Below are 16697 nucleotides of genomic sequence, written 5' to 3' on the forward strand. Positions count from 1 at the left end.
CCGCGCGCCCGCCGCGGCGGCGCCCCGGCGCGCGCCCCCCCCCCCGCCCGGCCCGCCACGGGACGGGACGGGCGCCCGCCCGCCCGCCGCTGGGTCCGGGTGGCCGCCGGGTCGGCATCCGGGGCCGCGGCCCGGCCGCGGCCCTCCGGGCCACCGGGCCGAGGCTCGCCACGCCCGGGTTCGCGCTGGCCCGGGGCACCGCGGCCGGGGCCGGCGGCACCCCGGCCGGAGTCGCCGCGAGCGAGCTCACCCCGGGCATCGCCCCGGGCATCGCCGCGCGGGAAGCCACCGCCGGCTGAATCACCGCGGACGCCGCCGCGGGTGGAGTCCCCGCGGGTCGCCTCACCGCGGGCAGCGTCAATGCGGGCCGAGTCACCGCGGGTGGCGGGAAGGCGGCCGGATCCGGTGCGGCCCGGCTCCACGGACCCGGCGCCGGGACGGCCCGAGCCACCACGATCGGAGACACCACGGCCCGAGGCCTCGCGCCCCGCGGAACCACGATCGGAGAGACCACGGTCCGGGACACCGCGGGCCGGGGCGCCCCGGCCCGAACCGGTGCGGTCGGAGACGCCGGTCGCCCGGCCGGCCCCGGTTCGCCCGGTGGCCGGGCCGCCCGCGGCGGACCGCCCCGTCTCGGCGGGCCCGGACCGATCAGCGCCGCCGGTACCACCCATACCGCCGGTACCGCTCGTACCGCCGGAAGCACCTCGCGGGCCCGGCGGACGCCCGGCGCCCCGATCAGCCGCCCGGCGGCCGGTCGTACCGGACGCGCCGTCCGCGTCGGAGCGGGTCGTGGCCGCGCGGCGGCGCGCGGCGGCGCCGCGGTCCGGGGTCCAGCCGCCGGCGTCCTGGTCGGGGGCGGTGCTCCCACCGGCCGCGCCGCTGCCGGCGAGCGGCCCACCGGGCGAACCCGCGCCGGCCGGCCGGCCACCTGGGGCCGGCCTCCCGCCGCCCGGACCGGGCACGGCAGGACCGGGCGGAACCCGCCCGTCGCCAGCACGAGGTCCTACCGTCCGTGCGCCCTGGTCATAGGGAGTACTCACCCACTACCCCGTCCGTTGCCGTGAATCCCCCCGGTCACCGTGCCGATGCCATAGTCCGGCCAGCGCCCCCAGATTCCGGTACAGCGCGCCGAAGGCGGCCGCACCCACGTGGAAGCCCACATGGCAGACCAGAATCTCACGCCAGATCGGGGCCCCTGCGGCAGGGCACTGAAGTGGGGATGGCACGCACTCTCGGCACACCACGGCCCGGCGCTGTGCCAACAGGGCGCGGGTAGAAAGGCCGAGGAGGACTCGCCGCTCACACCGGGTATTCGGCCGGGTTCCTCGTAGCCCTCGGTGAACGCCGCCGGGCCCGCCCCGACCGGGCCTAGGTGTCGGCGGCCCGGCGGCGCGGCTGCTTCTTCGCCGGCGGCTCGCCGGTGCCGATCACATAGGACGTGATCAGGTGGTTCCAGCCGCAGGGCGGGCACACCTCGACGACGTACACATTCAGTTCGCTGTACCGGGAGGCCAGCCCCGGAAGCTCCTTGGTGGCCCGGACCCGGCCGGAGCTCGGGCCGAGCTCGTCACCGTAGGTATAGGTGACGTTGATGAGCGGATCGGCCCCGCGACAGACCGGGCACCGCTTCTTCGTGGGCTCTCCGTGGTACTTCGCCGCACGGATCAGATAAGGGTGCGCATCGCACACGTCCAGCGAGGAGATCCGCCCCGCGAACAGGTCGCCCAGCGTCGCCCGGCGGGCGAGCGCGTAGTCGATGACCGACCGTGGACGCATGGCATCCACGGTACGCCGACGCCGCGTCCCGGGCAGACGGTACCGACAGAAGGTGACAAGCCGATTGGGCCGTTCGTACTGGTGAAAGCCGGTGCACCAGTGGACGGTTCCCGGCTCCTGCCAGCCCGTTCCGCCCGCCGGTTCGACGGCCACGCCAGCCCGTTCCGCCCGCCGGTTCGACGGCCACGCCAGCGCGTCCCGCCGACCGGTTCGGCCGCCGCTCCGGCCCGGCGAAGCGACGTGCAGGCACGCCGGATCACCGCCCCGGCACCTCAGTCCGCACGCGCCGGCCCGGCTGTCCGCACGCGGTTGTCCACGCCCGTCCGTCATCAACCGGTCGCCGGTCGGCCATCCCTAGTTGCCGTAGTAGTACCGGCGCGTCTATCCTCGATGTATCGCCTCGATATGTCGGGGCGAGAGAACCAAGCGATACAGTCCGCCGATACACCCGGCCGTCCGGCGGCGGCGGGCGCCGACCCGGTGCGAGAGGAGAGCGCGCATGTTGGAGCTGGCGGTGCTCGCGCTCCTGTCGGAGAGTCCGATGCACGGCTATGAGCTGCGCAAGCGGCTCGCCGCCGTTCTCGGCTCCTTCCACCGCTTCAGCTACGGGTCGCTGTACCCGTGCCTGCGCCGCCTGCAGGCCTCGGGGTACGTGACGGCGGACGACGTCGGCGCGGCCGGCCGCCTCGGTGGCCGCAGCCGGGTCGTCTACACCCTCACTGGCGAGGGCAAGGAAAAGCTCGCGGAACTGCTGGGCGAAGGTGGGCCGTCCTCGTGGGAGGACGAGATGTTCGGCGTCCGCTTCGCCTTCTTCTCCAAGACCGACGCGGCGGTGCGGCTGCGGATCCTCGAGGGGCGGCGCGGCCGGCTCGAGGAGCGTGGGGAGAAGGTGCGCTCGGCGCTGTCCCGTACCCAGAAGCGGCTGGACTCCTACACCCTCGAGCTGCAGCGGCACGGCCTCGAGTCGGTCGAGCGCGAGGTCAGGTGGCTCAGCGAGCTGATCGAGACCGAACGGGCACAGGCGCCCGGCTCGACGCGCGGGGTCTCGACGCGCGGGGTGTTGTCCACATCATCCACAGAGTTGTCCACAGGTTCGTCCACAGCTGACGCGGGACGGGACGAGGCGGTGGGCGGCCCGGAGCACGGTGACGAGGGCTCCGGCGGCGCCGTTCCGTCCCCCGACAGCTAGCAGGCGACCGGGCGGACCGGCGGCGGGGCGGCACACGCCCACCCGACGGCGGTACCGCGCGGCGTCGGCACCAAGCCGGTGTCCCGGTCAGCACCGGCCGATCCCGCTCCGCGCGGGAAACACCAGCATCCCCCACCAGCTTAAGGAGCGCATCCGTCATGGGTTCGGTACGTGTCGCCATCGTGGGCGTGGGCAACTGCGCCGCATCTCTCGTCCAAGGGGTCGAGTACTACCGCGACGCCGACCCCGCGGCCCAGGTCCCAGGCCTGATGCACGTCACGCTCGGTGACTACCATGTCTCCGACCTGACCTTCGTCGCGGCGTTCGACGTGGACGCGAAGAAGGTGGGCCGTGACCTCTCCGAGGCCATCGTGGCCAGCGAGAACAACACCATCAAGATCGCGGACGTCCCGCCGCTGGGCGTGACCGTGGCCCGCGGGCACACCCTCGACGGCCTCGGCCGCTACTACCGCGAGACGATCGACGAGTCGGACGAGACCCCGGTCGACGTCGTCGCCACCCTGCGTGAGACCCGCGCCGACGTGCTCGTCTGCTACCTGCCGGTCGGGTCCGAGGACGCCGCGAAGTTCTACGCCCAGTGCGCCATCGACGCGGGCGTCGGGTTCATCAACTGCCTGCCGGTCTTCATCGCCGGTGTCCCCGAGTGGGCCGAGAAGTTCCGCGCGGCGGGCGTGCCGATCGTCGGCGACGACATCAAGTCGCAGGTCGGCGCCACCATCACCCACCGGGTCATGGCGAAGCTGTTCGAGGACCGCGGCGTCGTCCTCGACCGCACGATGCAGCTCAACGTCGGCGGCAACATGGACTTCAAGAACATGCTCGAGCGGGATCGGCTGGAGTCGAAGAAGATCTCCAAGACCCAGGCCGTCACCTCCCAGGTCTCCCACGACCTGGGCAAGGACAACGTGCACATCGGCCCGTCCGACTACGTCGCCTGGCTCGACGACCGCAAGTGGGCCTACGTCCGGCTCGAGGGCCGCGCGTTCGGCGACGTCCCGCTGAACCTGGAGTACAAGCTCGAGGTCTGGGACTCCCCCAACAGCGCCGGTGTGGTCATCGACGCCGTCCGCTGCGCGAAGATCGCGCTGGACCGCGGCGTCGGCGGGCCGATCCTCTCCGCGTCGTCGTACTTCATGAAGTCGCCGCCGGAGCAGTACCGCGACAACGAGGCCCGCGACAAGGTCGAGGCGTTCATCCGCGACGAGGGCTGACCTCCGCGGCACCACCAGCACCACCCACGATCCGCCAGGTAGCCCGGTCGTCCGGAGGGGGACGACCGGGCTACAGGCATGCGCGGGTCAGCCGGGAACCTCGGTCAGCGCGTCGACGAGGACCTCGAAGATGGTGTTCGGGTCCAGCGCGGGATACGTCTCGGCTCCGGTCGCGGCCGAGATGCGCGACAGCGCGGCGAGATCCGTGTCGGCCCCGTAGCCGATCGTGATCACCTGGACGGGCCGTTGCGGCGAGTGCTCCCGGCGCAGGATCCGCACCAACTCGTCGAGCCCGATGCTGCCCGGATCGGAGTTCTTTCCGTCGGTCACCAGCACCACCTGGTTCGGCCGGCCCGGCACGTAGTGCTGGTTCAGGTAACGGAACGCGGCGAGCGTGGTGTCGTAGAGGCCGGTGTCGCCGCGCGGCTCGATCTGGTTCAGCGCGTCCGTCACCGCCTGCGAACGGGTGCCGGCGCCCAGCCGCTCACCCATCGGCCCGAGCGGCACGAGTTCCTCCCAGTCCTGGTCGCCGCGCAGCCGGGTGGAGAACTGCCACAGCCCGAGGTTGCTGTCGTCGGCGAACAGTGGGATGGCGGACTTCGCCGCGTCGAGCGCCACCGACAGCCGGCTGCGGCCCGCGCTGCCGGGCACCTCCTCGTTCATGGAGCCCGAGGTGTCCAGCACGGCGAGGGTGTTCCCGCGCTGATGGACCCCGGCGAAGCTCCCCTGGAGCGCGGTCAGCACCGTCGCGTCCAGGGTGTGCTCGGGGGTCAGCCGCGGCCGGGGGGTGAGCCCCGTCCGGGCGGTGAACGAGTCGGCGATGCCGTCCGGGGGGCGCAGGCCGTTCCCGAGCAGGGCGTCCCGCCCCGGTTTGGAGGTCAGCGTCCGCAGGAAGTCCCGCGCCACCTCGGCCTTCACCGGGTCGTCCGACGCCCGGCTCAGCACGGTGTACCGGATCTCGTCGAGCTCGGTGCCGTCCCGCGGGTAGAAGGCGGCCAGCTCCGGTCCGCGGCCGTCCGGCAGCGCGGCGCCGATACCCACCCGGCGGTTGTACTGGTAGACGAGGCTCTCCTGAAGCGGGAACGCGGTGAGCCTGGTCGCCGCGGGGTCATCGAGGTCCGCCGCGCGGACGGCCGTGAGCAGGTCGGTGTCGGAGGCGGTTACCAGCGCCGACGAGCGCTCCAGATCCAGGAGGGCGCCCTTGGCCGCGAGGCCGTCGGTGAACATGTCCTCGGTTAGCCGCTCGACCGGGGTCTTCAGCGCGGCGGCCACGGCGTCGGCCAGCGCGGTCATCCCGGCGGTCGACACCCGGGGGTCGGGTAGCCCGATGGTGAAACCGCCCCAGGCCGGCCGTCCCCGTGACCCCCAGTAGCCCTCGTCGCCACCGAGCTTGCGCAGGTCGGCCCAGGAGAGCTCGCGGCGCGGCCAGCCGAACGCCTCGGCCATCGGGCGGGGCATCGCGATGACGACCGGTGAGGTGGCGATAACGGTGCCGGTGTCCACCAGCAGCCGGTTGGCCGGCTCGGTGGTCCGCGCCAGCGTGAGCCAGTCCGTGGAGTCCGGCACCCAGACGTCCGGGATCGGACCGGCCGTCGGGTCCGTCCAGCCGCCTCTCATATAGGAGGCGACCTGGCCGCCGCCCGCCGTGTCCACCCGGACGGACACGCAGTACCCGGACACCGTCGGCTTCCCGCTGCCGTAGGCCGCGGCGGCCTCGCTCAACGCCGTGGCCAGGCTCGGCGAGGTGGTGACCCCGAGGGTGATCGTGCGATCGCAGCGAACGGGACCGGCCCCTCCGCGCAGGACGAGCCATCCGCAGGTCAGGGCACCGACCATGAGGGGTACCGCAGCCACCGCCGCGACCCCCCGTAACGAGGGGCCCGAACGGCGGTGGCGGTGGCGGGCACCAGGCATCAGACCGGGACCTCCCGGAACAACCGAGGTCTGGACCGCGACCGTAACCAAACGTGCCGAGGTCTGCGCCGGATGGGACAACCGAAGTCCCTGCATTGATTCGACGTCACATCGCTGTTCACGTGCCGTCCGGCCATAGGGATCGTTGCCGTCCGCTGTGCTCGCAGAGTGATCCGTCATGCCGCCCGGCGACCCGGGGCGTCCGCCGGCTCCGTAGGCTGGCCGTCGTGGCCTGGACCGGCAACCTGCGCGCGCTGCTCGGCGGTCGCGCGTTCCGGCAGCTCTACGCGTGCCGTCTGACGTCACAGGCCGCCGACGGCGTGTTCCAGGCGAGCCTCGTCAGCTATGTGCTGTTCTCCCCGGAGCGCGCGACGTCCGCCGGGGCACTGGCCGCGTCTCTCGCCGTGGTCGTGCTGCCGTTCAGCGTCATCGGGCCGTTCGCTGGCATCGTGCTGGACCGGGTCTCCCGCCAGCGGGTACTCGTTGTCTCCTCTGTGGTCCGCACGCTGCTGATGATCGTGCTCGTCGGCCTGATCCTCGGCGGGCGTACCGGCGCCGACTTCTACGCGACGGCGCTGGCCTCGGTGAGCGTGAACAGGTTCGTCCTGGCAGCGCTGTCCGCAGGCCTCCCGATGGTCGTCAACGTCGACCGGCTCGTGACGGCCAACGCCCTGTCGGTCACCTCCGGAACTGTCGCCACCCTGGTCGGGGCCGGTGTCGGCAGCGGGCTACGCGGCCTCACCGACGGCGATGACCGGGCCGTCGCGCTGGTGGCGGGCCTGGCGGCCCTCGCCTACATCGTCGCCGCCGTCACCGCGGCACGCCCCGCCCGCCTCGCCTTCGGCCCGGTCGAGACGATGCCCTGGCAGGGTGCCTGGTCGCAGGCCCGGCGCGTTGTCGCCGACATGGTGGACGGCGTCCGCTACCTGTGGAACCACGGCCCCGCCCGGCGCGCGCTCGCCGCGCTGACGACGTCCCGCGCCGCCTACGGGCTGGTGCTCGTCATGACGGTACTGCTGTACCGCAACCACTTCACCGGGCCCGGCGGGGGGCTGGCCGGGCTCGCGGCGGTGGTCGCGGCGAGCGGCGCGGGGACGATCCTCGCCGCCGTCGTCACCCCCCGGGTGACCCGGCGGATGCCGAAGGCCACCTGGATCGCGATCGTCCTCGGCGCGGGCGGAGTCGTCGAGGTGGTCCTGGGGCTGCCGTACCTCTCCCCGCTGTACGTCGCCGCCGGGTTGCTCCTCGGTTTCTCCGCGCAGGCGAGCAAGATCTGCGTCGACACGATCGTGCAGGAGGAGACCCACGACGCCTACCGGGGGCGGGCGTTCTCCCTCTACGACCTGCTGTTCAATGTGGCCTTCGTGGCCGCGGCCGCGGTCGCCGCGGTGGTGGTTCCGGAGGACGGGAGGTCCTCGCCGACCATCATCGCCGCGGGCATCGGCTACAGCCTGGCGGGCCTCCTCTACTACCGGGCCGCCATGCGCCACCCCGAGGACCGGGTGATCCGCGGCGTCGGCGAATCCGGCGCCGACACACCCGCCTCCTCCGACGCCCCCGGCCCGACCATGAGCCCGAGCCCGGAGCCGACCTCGGGCCCAAGCCGACCTGCGGGCCCGGTCTCAGCCACCGGGCCGGGCCCGGCCCGGTGACGCCGAAGCGAGCCCCGGGCTGGCACGAACCCCGGGCTGGCGTCAGGCGTCGGGGGCCTCGTCCTGGGTGGGAGTCTCGCCGGGGATGACGATGTCGTTCTCCCGGGCCCAGCGGAACAGCTCGGCCTCGGCGGCCTCGCGGCCCAGGAGACCGCGTTCGAAGCGGACGTCGAGCATGTACGCCCGGGCCTGCCCGACCAGCCGCGACGGCGGCAGGCCCAGCAGGGCCATGATGTCGTCGCCGGACAGCTCCGGCCGGATCGCCGCGATCTCCTCGTGGGCGGCGAGGTCGGCGATCCGCTCCTCGAGCGACCGGTAGGCGCGGGCCAGGTTCTCCGCCTTGCGCCGGTTGCGGGTCGTGCAGTCCGAGCGGACGAGCTTGTGTAGCCGGGAGAGCTGCGGCCCGGCGTCGTGGACGTAGCGACGGACGGCGGCGTCCGTCCACTCGCCGGACCCGTACCCGTGGAAGCGCAGGTGCAGGTAGACGAGCGAGGAGATGGCGTCGACGACGTCCTTCGGGAACCGCAGGGCCACCAGGCGGCGGCGCGTCATGTCCCGCCCCACGACCTCGTGGTGGTGGAAGGACACCCCGCCACCGGCGATGTGCCGGCGGGTGCGCGGCTTGCCGATGTCGTGCAGCAGCGCGGCCCAGCGCAGGATCTCGTCGGGACCGTCGTCCTCCAGCGCCATCGACTGGCGCAGCACGGTCATCGTGTGCGCGTAGACGTCCTTGTGCTGGTGGTGCTCGTCGATCTCCATCCGCATGGCGCCCAGCTCGGGGAGCACCAGGTCGGCGACGCCGACCTCGACGAGCCGCTCCAGGCCGGCGACCGGGTCCCGGCTCGCGATCAGCTTGCGCAGCTCGTCGCGCACCCGCTCCGGGGAGACGATCGAGATGCGGGACGCCCGCGAGCGCATGGCCACGACCAGCTCGGGAACCGGGGTGAGGCCGAGGGCCGCCTCGAACCGGGCTGCCCGCAGGATGCGCAACGGGTCGTCGTCGAAGGACGCCTCCGGGGGCCCGGGGGTGCGCAGCACGCCGCGGGCGAGGTCGGCCATCCCGCCGAAGAGGTCGACGAAGTCGTGCCCGGGGACGGAGACCGCCATCGCGTTCACGGTGAAGTCGCGGCGGACGAGGTCCTCCTGCAGACCTTCACCATAGGTGATGGCGGGGTTGCGGGACGTCCGGTCGTACGACTCGCTGCGGTAGGTCGTCACCTCGAAGCGCACCCCGCGGCGGGCCAGGCCGACGGTGCCGAACGCGATGCCCGCGTCCCAGGTCGCCTCGGCCCAGCCCCGGGTGATCTCCAGGACGCGCTCGGGGCGGGCGTCCGTGGTGAAGTCGAGGTCCGGCGCGCCCCCGCCCGTGCCACCGGTCGCGCTCGTGTCGCTCGGGTCACCCGCCCGGCCGAGCAGCGCGTCGCGGACGGAGCCGCCGACCAGATGAAGGGTATGCCCGTGGTCGGCGAAGATCCGACCAAGCTCGTCGGCGGGCGCGGGCACGCGGAGCAGGTCGCTCACCACCTGCTCCGCCGAGTCCCGGGGATTGTCAAGACTGATCACAGCCACCTGTTCAGATTACGGGCGAGCGGACCGTTGCTGGTGGCCGTGCCTGTCTGGCACGCGTCCGGCCACCCTCGACGCGGGACCATCGTCGTATGGTGCGCCGCACGACGGACGAAAGTGCCCGCTCGGGCCCCTGCTGCGATTTTCCCGGACGAGCGGGACACACAACGGGGCTGTTTCGACTGGTGCTCGTACGATCAGTCCATGCCCTCCCCGCCCAGGACGCCCGGCCGCAGGCCGTTGCGCAGGGTGGAGGAGACCTCGGCCGGGGGCCTCGTGCTCGACACAGCGTCCGCCGCCGCGAACGCGGCGCTGATCGCCCGCAGGGACAAGCGTGGCCGGCTGTTGTGGTCGCTGCCGAAGGGTCATGTCGAGCGCGATGAGACCACGGAGGAGGCCGCCGTCCGAGAGGTCGCCGAGGAGACCGGTGTGACCGGAGCGGTTCTGGGCCCGCTGGGCACGATCGACTTCTGGTTCGTCGCCGGCGAGGCTCGCGTACACAAGACCGTCCACCACTTCCTCCTGCTCCGGACGTCGGGCGACCTCTCCGACGACGACGTCGAGGTCGCGGAGGTCGCGTGGGTCCCGCTGTCCGAGGTGGCGCGACGGCTCGCGTACGCCGACGAACGACGGCTGCTCGACGGGGTGCCGACGATCCTCGCCGACGCCTCGTGACCGGCCGAACCTCGTTCCGCCGCCACCGGCTGGCGGCCGCGACGCTGCTCGGGACCGTCGCGCTGGTCTGGCCCGGGGCCGAAGTGGGCCTGGCGGCGGCTCCGCCCGACGGCGCGCGAGCGCCCGCCGCCACGAGCACCACGCTCGATTCGCACAATCCACAGGCTTCATCCACAGTTTCCACAGGGCTGTCCACAGAGTTGTCCACAGGATCGGCCTCATCTGTGGGAATCTCGCCGGACCGCGCGGCGATCATCCAGCCGATAACCCGGACGAACCCCAGCACAAGCGGCACTTCGGGTACTCAACAGACCACACCAAGCACCAGTGGGACCACGAACGGGACCACGGGCCTTCCCATCGAGGTCCGCCTCACCAGCCTCGTCACCCCGAGCGCCGCCGCCCCCCAGCTCCGGGTGACCGGCACGGTCGACGTGGGCGGGACGGTGCTGCCGACCGACCTCGGTGTCGTCCTCGAGGTGGGCGGCCCGCTGCGGTCCCGCGGCGAGCTCGCCCAGCTGACCAGCGGCGGCCCGCCCCCGCAGATCCGTTACTCGGCGCTCGCCAGCGGGCCACTGACCATCAGCCCCACCGCGACGACCCCCGGCCAGTTCGCCGCGCAGGCGGACGTCCCCGCGATGTTCCGCTCGTCGGCCGTGAGCGTGCGGCCGGTGCGGATCAGCGTCGTCGGCCGGATCAGCGGGCGGGCCCGGGCCACGGTGGCGTCGACGACGACGTTCATGGTCGTCTCGCCCCCGCAGGCGGCGACGCGGACGGCGGTCGTCACCGTCCTGCCCATCTCCAGCAAGCCCCGGCTGCGCTCGGACGGCCTGCTCACCGACAACACCCTGGCGGACGAGATCCGGGACGGCGGCCGGCTCGACGCGCTGCTCGACCCGTTCGAGTCCGCCCTTCCCGGAGCACCACCGCCTCAGGTCACGCTCGCGGTCGACCCCACGCTGGTGCAGGCGCTGGGGCGCATGGAGAAGCCGTACAAGTACGCCTCACCCAGCGGGGAGAGGGACGCCCCCGCGGACATCGACGCGGGCGCCTTCCTCGACCGGATCAAGGATTTCGCGCGGCGGGGCGGCAAGGTCATCGCCCTGCCCTACGGGGACGCCGACCTGCCGGCCCTCGTCCGCGCCGACCAGCTCGACGCGCTGCAGTACTCGGTGAACACCGGCCAGGTCGTCATCGCCGGGCTGCTGGGCGGCGAGGCCCCGAGGAGCGGCACGATCGCCTACCCTGCCGGGGGCATCGCCGACCCGCGCACCGTCGACGTGCTCAGCGCCAACGGCGCCGGCACGGTGATCGTCGACGACCGGCTGCTGCCCGCGGCGCAGTCCGTCCGGTACACCCCGTCCGCGGCGGTCACCCTGCCGACGTCCAGCGGCCAGGTTCGCGTCCTGGCGGCGGACCACCGGCTGGCCGAGGCGGTCGCCTCCTACGACGGTCAGGAGCTCCTGGAGCAGGCACTCGCCCGGTTCCGCGCCGAGCTGGCGATGATCACCGCCGAGCCGTCGAGCGAGCGGGCCGCCGTCCTGGCGCTCCCTCGCGACTTCGCACCGCCCCCCGGCTGGCTCAACGCGATCATTCGCGACCTCGACAGCGCCTACTCCAGGCCGGTCGGCATCGAGGAGCCGTCCCCGGACGCCACCAGGCAGCGCGCCGGCCTGACCTACAACGCCGACGCGCAGAGCCGGGAGCTCCCGGTCGACTACGTGAAGGGCGTCGGGCAGATCCGCGGCGAGGTGGCCGTCCTGAGCGCCGCCTTCTGCCCGCCGACCACCATGACCGGCGACCTGCTGCGGCAGTGCCGTCTGGACAAGGTCGACCCGATGGGCAACACGCTGATCACGGCGCTGTCGGCGTGGTGGCGGACGGACCGCCTCGGTGGGTTCTCCCTGGCCCAGCAGGCGGACGGGCAGGTCGGTGACTACCGGTCGAAGATCCGGGTCGTCGCGTCCCGGATCGTGAACCTCACCAGCAGCCGCGGGCGCGTCCCGGTGACGCTGGAGAACGGTGCCGACTGGAATGTGACGGTGGTCCTGAAGCTCTCGTCCACCGACCGGGGGCGGCTCGTGTCGGCCACCGAGGTCACCCGGGTGCTCGAACCGCTCCAGAAGGACCAGTTCGAGATCGAGGTGGACGCGGAGAGCGCCGGCACCTTCCCGGTGGACATCCGGCTCGAGACCGTCGACGGGCAGGCCCTGGGCCCGGACGCCGCCGCCCGGGTGCTGGTGCGCTCGACGGTCTACGGGGCCATCGCCACGGCGATCACGATCGGCGCGATCGGCGTGCTGATGCTGGCCGTGCTGATCCGCCTGCTACGCAAGCTCCGCGCGCGCTCCCGCGGCGGATCGGCGGCGGATGCGGCGGGAGCGGCGCTGCCCGACGGCGCCGGTCTCCTCGGCCCGGCCGGGGCGAACGGGGCCTCGGGCGCCGGCGATCCCGACCACCCCGGCACGGGCGCCGGACCGTTCGATCCCCCCGGGACCGCCGGCCCCGGCTGGCCGGAGCGGCCCGTCGACGATCCCGCGCCGGCCGGCCTCGGGCACGATCCCTACTTCGACGGACCACCCGCGCCCGCCACGTACCGGGAGCCGACCGGCTCGCCGTACGGCCCGTCCACCGGTGGCCCCGGCGGCAGGACGGCCGAGCCGTGGCCCGGGCGTCCCGCGGCCCCGGCCGGATCCGCGTCCCAGCCGCGGCGACGGGACGGCCGGTGACCCCGCCGGACGAGTCGCGATGGCCGCCTGACGACGACCACCACGGCACCCGGGACGGCCAGGGCACTCCCCGGTACCCGGACGACCGGTATCCGGACGAGCGGTACCCAGACGACCGGTACCCGGACAGGCGGTATCCCGACGAGCGGTACGCCGACGGCGGCTACGCGGGCGGCCAGGACGGGGGCCGGTACGCGGGCGGAAGCTACCCGGACGACGGCTACGCCCACGACCAGCGCCGGGACGTCGGCTACGACAACGGCTACCCCGGCGGGTACCCGGAGGACCGGCACGACGGCAGACGGCCAGAGGAGCGGTACGAGGGCGGCGCGCGGCCGGACGGGCGGTACGACGGCGGTGGGTACCCGGCGAACCCGGCGAGCCGATACGGGGACGGCGGGTACGACGACCGCCCGTACCGGGACAGCCCGTACCCGGACGACCGGTACGCGGACGCCGGTGAGCCGCATCGGCCGGGTTCGCCGTTTCCTCATGCCGATGAGCACCCGGCCCGCTACCGTCCGAACGTGAACCGGCCCGCTCAGGACCCGCCGGCGCCGTGGGGCGATCCGGAACCGCCGTCGGACCGGCCCCCCGGGCCGCCACCGTACGAGCCTGCTCGCCACGAGTGGGACCCGCGGGACGGCGGCCCCCGGCACGACCGGTCCCGCCCCCGGTACGACGATCCGCCGTACGACCAACCTCAGCACGACCAACCTCAGTACGACGGACCTCAGCACGACGAACCTCCGTACGGGGATCGTCGGTACGACGGGCCCGACGAGGCTCGGTACGACGGCTCCCGCCACAGCGAACCGCGATACGGCGAACCTCGGTACGACGACTCGCGGTACGGAACGCCCGGGCAGCCGCCGACCTACGAGGAGCGCCCGGACCGCGGCGGCGAGCCACCGGCCTGGTACGCGGACGGGTCACATGCCACGGCCCGGGTACCCACCGGCTCCGCCTACCCGGACACCCCGCCGCCGGTACCCGGCCGGCGGCGCTCCGATCCCGACGATCCCTACGACGCCGCGCCGCACCCGACCGGGCCGCGCCGATCCGATCCGAACGCGGGCATGTCGCCCCAGTCTTACCAGGAGGGCGGCGCGGAGATCGGCAGGCGTCCCGCGGGCGGACGTCCGCCGGCAGGTGAGCAGACCCGCCGGCTGCCGAGCGCGCCCGCGGTGCCGCCGCCGTCCGAGGGCGGGCCGGCGATGTGGTCGTCGCGTTCCCGCACGCCGGCCCCCGGCGCGGCGCCGAGGGCCGGCGCCGGTTCGGCGCGCCGGACCCGGCCGCCGGTCGAGCCGCTCGACGGGCCACACGTGGAGCCACTGGTCGAGCCGCTCGACGAGGTCGCCGCCGACGATCGCACCAGCCGGCTCGCGCCGCCCGTGACGCCGCCACCGGCGTCCACCCGGCGCCCCGCGGCCGAGGGGGCCCGCCCAGCCGGGCGCAGACCGGCCGCGAGCAAGCAGGGCACAGGCAGACCCGCCACAGGCAAACAGGCCGCGGGCAAGCAGGGCACAGGCGCCGCGCGGGGCGCCGCCACGGCGAAGCGGGGCGGGCTCGGCCGCGCCAGCGGGACAATGGCGATCGGCACCATCGCCTCGCGGGCCTCGGGCTTCCTGCGCACGGTCGCGATCGCCGCGGCGATCGGCACCGGAGCCGTCGGCCAGGCCTTCAACGTCGCCAACACGACCCCGAACATCCTCTACGACCTGTTGCTCGGCGGGATCCTGACCAGCGTCATCGTGCCGGTGCTGGTGCAGGCGTCCAAGGAGGACCCGGACGGAGGCGACGGCTTCGCCTCGTCCCTGATCACGCTGATGGTGCTCGGTCTGGGCGCGGCGGTCCTGGTGGGGATGTTCGCCGCGCCCCAGATCATCAGCCTCTACCTGAACACCGGGCCGGCGCAGCGCGAGCTGGGCGCGGACCTGCTGCGCTGGTTCATGCCGCAGATCCTCTTCTACGGCATCGGCGCGACGCTCGGGGCGATCCTCAACACCCGCCAGTCCTTCGCCGCGCCCATGTTCGCGCCGGTGCTGAACAACCTGGTGGTGATCGTCACCTGCCTGGTGTTCATCTTCCTTCCCGGGCCGCGGCCGCCGACGCTGGGCGGCATCACCGACGCCCAGAAGTTCGTGCTCGCGGGTGGCACCACGCTCGGCGTGGTCGTGATGACCATCGCCCTGCTGCCCTCGGTGCGCGCCGTGGGATTCCGGTACCGGCCCCGGCTCGACCTGCGCCACCCCGGGCTGCGCACGTCGTCCCGGCTGGCCGGCTGGACGCTGCTCTACGTCCTGATCAGCCAGCTCGGCTACGTGATGATCACCCGGCTCTCGTCGTCGACCACCGCGTACTCGATCTACAGCTACGCGTACCAGATCTTCCAGCTGCCGTACGCGATCATCGGCGTCTCGGTGATCACCGCCCTGCTCCCCCGGATGAGCGGCCACGCCGCCAGTGAGCAGGCGGACCTCGTCCGCGAGGACCTCTCCACCGCGTCCCGGATGACGGTCACCGCGATCGTCCCCTCGGCGCTGTTCCTGCTGGCGCTGGGACGCCCGATCGCCGTGACGGTCTTCAACCACGGTGCGGTCGACTACGACGACGCGATCGCGATCGGGGACACGCTGAGCGCCTTCGCGATCGCGCTCGTGCCGTTCTCGCTCTTCCAGGTGCAGCTTCGGGCCTTCTACGCCTACCGGGACAGCCGCACGCCCGCCCTGGTCAACATCGGCGTGGTCGCCACGAACGTGCTGGCCGCGTTCGTGCTGTCGGAGGTGGTCGCCGAGAAGCACCGGGCGGCCGCGCTGGCGCTGGCCTTCTCGCTGGCCTACCTGATCGGCCTGGTGGCGACGACGGTCCTGCTGCGGCGCCGTCTGCGCGGCATCGACGGCAACCGCATCGCGCGGGTGACGACCCGGGTCAGCGTGACGGCCGGTGTGGGCGCGGTCCTCGCCAGCGTCGTCGCGGACGGCCTGCGCGACCTGCTCGGCAGGGGCTGGCTCGGCTCCGGGGTCGCGGTGGTGCTGGCGCTGGTCGTCGGCGGCCTGGCCTTCGTCGTGATCTCCGTGCGCACCGGCATGCACGAGATGACGGCCCTGATGCGCATCGTCGGTGGCCGCCTCGGCGTCGGCCGCCGGACGAAGCCCGCCGTTGCCAGCGCCAGCACTGGCACTGGCACGGCGTCCTCGGCCCGGCCACCGCGATCGGCCGGCCGGGGAGACGGCGGGCGAGAAGACGGCGGGCGGGGCCGGCCTCCGGGCGGGCGTGGTGATCGCGGCGGTCGCGGCGGGCCCTCCGGTCGGCCAGGCGGGCCACCAGGTCGCCGCGGCGGGTCCTCGGGCCGGCGCGGCTGACGGGCCGGGGCCACTTCCCGACACGGCCTCACCCATGCGGGCCGATGGTCTCGATTCCGTCGCCCGGATTACCTGCCGGGATGGCACCAAGGTCCCACCGGCGCGACGAACGGCGCCCGGAGCCGACAGCGGAACCCCGTCCACACCCATGCCACCAGCAACACATCGACGCGACTTTAAGTAACGCCAGAAAATCATTCGGTAAAGTTTTGTCACACTCGAACCCAAATACGCACAGAAAGTGATCCTCTGGAGGCGTCAATCGGGTTTGGGGGTGAAGATCGGTGCGTTACCACTGATTCCGCACGATCGCACGCCGGGTCCATGGCGTGTCCATAGGCGGATGGTTCGCCCCGGTGTGCCAAGCTGGCTTGTCCGGAGACATCCGCGAGATGCCAGGGCCGGACTCGTACACTGAACACGCTGTGCGCGGGCCCCGCCCAACGTCGCCGGTGAACCAGGCGCAGCACCCAGCTCGTCGCGTTGGTCACACGATGCGTTCCGATGCGACGGAGGGTGTCCGGGATGTTCGTTCGCAGTGGCGGAACGCTGGGCGGATCCCCTGCCCGGGTGAGGTGGGGCAACCCGCCGTCGGG

The 16697-nt window shown here is 73.2% G+C and carries 9 protein-coding genes and 1 pseudogene; 7 read left to right on the forward strand and 3 right to left on the reverse strand.

Going from position 1 to position 16697, the window contains the following annotated elements; all coding sequences use genetic code 11:
• Positions 1 to 299: pseudogene (locus MXD62_RS23290) on the forward strand (formate-dependent phosphoribosylglycinamide formyltransferase); the annotation flags it as partial.
• Positions 300 to 1371: 1072 nt separating this feature from the next.
• Here the strand turns inward: MXD62_RS23290 and MXD62_RS23295 are convergent.
• Positions 1372 to 1779, reverse strand: a complete 408-nt coding sequence (locus MXD62_RS23295) for a DUF5318 family protein (protein ID WP_020464689.1) — start codon at positions 1777 to 1779, stop codon at positions 1372 to 1374.
• A 499-nt stretch (positions 1780 to 2278) separates the two neighbouring features.
• Here MXD62_RS23295 and MXD62_RS23300 point away from each other — a divergent pair, with 499 nt between their 5' ends.
• Together MXD62_RS23300 and MXD62_RS23305 are read left to right on the forward strand one after the other, a co-directional pair.
• Entirely contained in the window at positions 2279 to 2968 is a 690-nt protein-coding gene (locus tag MXD62_RS23300) for a PadR family transcriptional regulator (protein WP_248831597.1), read from the forward strand.
• A 158-nt stretch (positions 2969 to 3126) separates the two neighbouring features.
• The gene (locus MXD62_RS23305) at positions 3127 to 4200 is read left to right on the forward strand and encodes an inositol-3-phosphate synthase (RefSeq protein ID WP_020464691.1); all 1074 of its coding nucleotides are present in this window, start codon (positions 3127 to 3129) and stop codon (positions 4198 to 4200) included.
• A gap of 87 nt (positions 4201 to 4287) precedes the next feature.
• Here the strand turns inward: MXD62_RS23305 and MXD62_RS23310 are convergent, their stop codons facing one another.
• Complete coding sequence (locus MXD62_RS23310) at positions 4288 to 6054, reverse strand: substrate-binding and VWA domain-containing protein (protein ID WP_248831598.1); 1767 nt, start codon at positions 6052 to 6054, stop codon at positions 4288 to 4290.
• 287 nt (positions 6055 to 6341) lie between these two features.
• Between MXD62_RS23310 and MXD62_RS23315 the strand changes: the two genes are divergently transcribed.
• Complete coding sequence (locus MXD62_RS23315) at positions 6342 to 7766, forward strand: MFS transporter (RefSeq protein WP_248831599.1); 1425 nt, start codon at positions 6342 to 6344, stop codon at positions 7764 to 7766.
• A 42-nt stretch (positions 7767 to 7808) separates the two neighbouring features.
• On the opposite strand, the gene MXD62_RS23320 is transcribed toward MXD62_RS23315, so the two are convergent.
• Positions 7809 to 9329 carry a CCA tRNA nucleotidyltransferase gene (locus tag MXD62_RS23320; RefSeq protein WP_248831600.1) on the reverse strand — a complete coding sequence of 507 codons (1521 nt, stop codon included), beginning with the start codon at positions 9327 to 9329 and terminating at the stop codon, positions 7809 to 7811.
• Between the two features lie 207 nt (positions 9330 to 9536).
• Between MXD62_RS23320 and MXD62_RS23325 the strand changes: the two genes are divergently transcribed.
• Genes MXD62_RS23325 through murJ form a run of 3 tightly spaced genes read left to right on the forward strand, consistent with a single transcriptional unit; the run spans position 9537 to position 16101 of the window.
• A complete protein-coding gene (locus MXD62_RS23325; protein ID WP_248831601.1) occupies positions 9537 to 10007 on the forward strand; it encodes an NUDIX hydrolase in 471 nt (156 codons plus the stop codon).
• Complete coding sequence (locus MXD62_RS23330; RefSeq protein ID WP_248831602.1) at positions 10004 to 12736, forward strand: DUF6049 family protein; 2733 nt, start codon at positions 10004 to 10006, stop codon at positions 12734 to 12736. Before MXD62_RS23325 ends, MXD62_RS23330 begins: the two co-directional genes overlap by 4 nt.
• Positions 12670 to 16101, forward strand: coding sequence for a murein biosynthesis integral membrane protein MurJ (gene murJ, locus MXD62_RS39835; protein WP_248831603.1), 3432 nt, complete (start codon positions 12670 to 12672; stop codon positions 16099 to 16101). Before MXD62_RS23330 ends, murJ begins: the two co-directional genes overlap by 67 nt.
• Positions 16102 to 16697: the final 596 nt, after the last annotated feature.

Origin of the sequence: Frankia sp. Mgl5 (assembly GCF_023242985.1) — a bacterium.
Taxonomy (GTDB): Bacteria; Actinomycetota; Actinomycetes; order Frankiales; family Frankiaceae; genus Parafrankia; species Parafrankia soli.

What these genes read in the sequence shown, in the direction of transcription:
- MXD62_RS23295 (WP_020464689.1), bottom strand. Translation starts at nt 1,779, where the DNA reads ATGCGTCCACGGTCGGTCATCGACTACGCGCTCGCCCGCCGGGCGACG.
- MXD62_RS23325 (WP_248831601.1), top strand. Translation starts at nt 9,537, where the DNA reads ATGCCCTCCCCGCCCAGGACGCCCGGCCGCAGGCCGTTGCGCAGGGTG.
- MXD62_RS23305 (WP_020464691.1), top strand. Translation starts at nt 3,127, where the DNA reads ATGGGTTCGGTACGTGTCGCCATCGTGGGCGTGGGCAACTGCGCCGCA.
- MXD62_RS23300 (WP_248831597.1), top strand. Translation starts at nt 2,279, where the DNA reads ATGTTGGAGCTGGCGGTGCTCGCGCTCCTGTCGGAGAGTCCGATGCAC.